This window comes from Thiohalocapsa halophila (genome assembly GCF_016583825.1).
In the GTDB taxonomy this organism is placed as follows: Bacteria; Pseudomonadota; Gammaproteobacteria; order Chromatiales; family Chromatiaceae; genus Thiohalocapsa; species Thiohalocapsa halophila.
The window spans coordinates 1-1,700 of the sequence record NZ_NRRV01000172.1 but is presented as its reverse complement, the minus strand read 5'-3'; the positions used below and the strand labels follow the sequence as shown (position 1 = coordinate 1,700).

Below are 1,700 nucleotides of genomic sequence, written 5' to 3'. Positions count from 1 at the left end.
ATCTCCACCGAGCAGCCCGACGAGCTTCCCTCGCTCCAGCCATTCGCCTATCGCGGCGCCGATCCAGCCGTTCGTCTGCGCACAAAGCTCGTCGACCACACCGAGCTCCTCGGCGCTCATCGCTGCCTCGGAACGCCGCTCGGCGATACGGACCGCCCGATCGCTCGCCTCGCGAATCCTCGGGTCCGCATCGAGCATGGCGATCCCGGGCCGCCAAGGATCGCCCATCCCTATGTCGCGCAGGTCGACTTGCCGGCTCGCATCAACAATGGCCGCAGGCCCGTCCGCCGTCCCGCGCCGGCCGGAGGTCGTCGCCTCGAACGGAGCCGGCACCAGCACCACCCGCGCCTGCTCCGGCGTATCCTCCAGCCCGAAGATACCGCTCTCCGGGCTCGCTGCCGTGTTTGGATCGATCGGCATGAAGGTGCTGACGCGTCTCAACGATCTGCGGAATTCCAGGCAGAATATACGCAGTAGATTCGGTTCATCAAATGTTCCTGGCCCCGCGGACACGCGAAAAACGCCGCGGCCCGGTCGATGCCAGGCAGGAACACATGCATTGCATAGCCGGTGGCGACCGTGCGGGCGCGTCTTAGCATCGCGGCGATCCGCGCGCTCATAGGGCGAAGAGCTCACGCCGGGGCAGCAGAAAAACCTGATCTGTCGCTGCCCCGGTTTTCCGCCGGTTTTCCGCGATCCCGGTTTGCCTTAAGGCACGGTGGAGACGCTCCGCTTGTCCGAGCTATGACGTTTCCGTTGTTTCTGTGCCGTGACTCAGCGACGTCCTAACCCGACGGCCTTCGGGGCGACGTTCACGATGAGTCCACAACGGGATCATCGCGTTTGTGATGCTGGCCGCGATTCCGCCGCTGTAGATCACCATTGCACCGCCGATACCCAGACCAAAAAACAAGACCCCGGTCACGCAGGATATACCCGCAGCATTGTTCAACACCTCGCTGTAGGTCATCCGATGATCCAGATCCCGGGCCAGGCGCACGAGTTGCGGTAGCAGGGTCAAGTCCGGCTCCATCAACAGGATATCGGCCGTGTCTTGCGCGATACTGGCTGCCCCATGGAGCGAGGCCGAGACGTCTGCTTGGTGGAGCGCCACTGAATCGTTGATACCATCCCCGATGAATAGGACCTTGCCCCCCTCGCTTCTCAATTGTTCCAAAATTTTGGCCTTCTGTTCCGGCAGCACATTCGCAAAGTAATCGACGCCTAGAGAGCGGGCGAGATCTTTCGTCGGCGCTGTGCGATCGCCGGAAACAATGTATAGCCGCATGCCGAGGTTGCGGAGCTCATTGATCGCATCGCCGACTTGGGGTCGCAACGTCTGATGCAACTCGATCGCCCCGACAAGCGTCTTGTCTCCCAAGGCGATATAGACCACAGAGTGACCCGTCTCCGATGCCTCTGCCTGCATCGCCTCGACCTCACCCGGTACGGTAATATCGGCCTGTTCGATGAAACGTCGGCTGCCAATGAGCACCCTGTAATGCCGGTTCGGCGATCCCGGCGCATCAATGTCGGCATATAGTCCCCGTCCAATCTCGAAATCGCTATCCAATAGTCGAAGCAAGGGCACTGACTCTTGCCGCGCGAGTTGGCAGACGGCGAGCGCGACCGGATGCCTATGGCGCTGCTCGGCGCTCGCGGCCAGTTGAAGAAGATCGTGCCGAGTGAACCCAGTACAG

The 1,700-nt window shown here is 61.8% G+C and carries 2 protein-coding genes; both read right to left on the bottom strand.

Annotated elements, in window-relative coordinates; all coding sequences use genetic code 11:
- Nucleotides 1–420: arginase family protein (locus CKO31_RS25770; RefSeq protein ID WP_200243693.1), on the bottom strand; the 420-nt coding region annotated here is incomplete at its 3' end.
- A gap of 322 nt (nucleotides 421–742) precedes the next feature.
- Nucleotides 743–1,700 (bottom strand): HAD-IC family P-type ATPase (locus CKO31_RS25765; protein WP_200243690.1); only part of this gene is annotated, 958 nt, incomplete at its 5' end.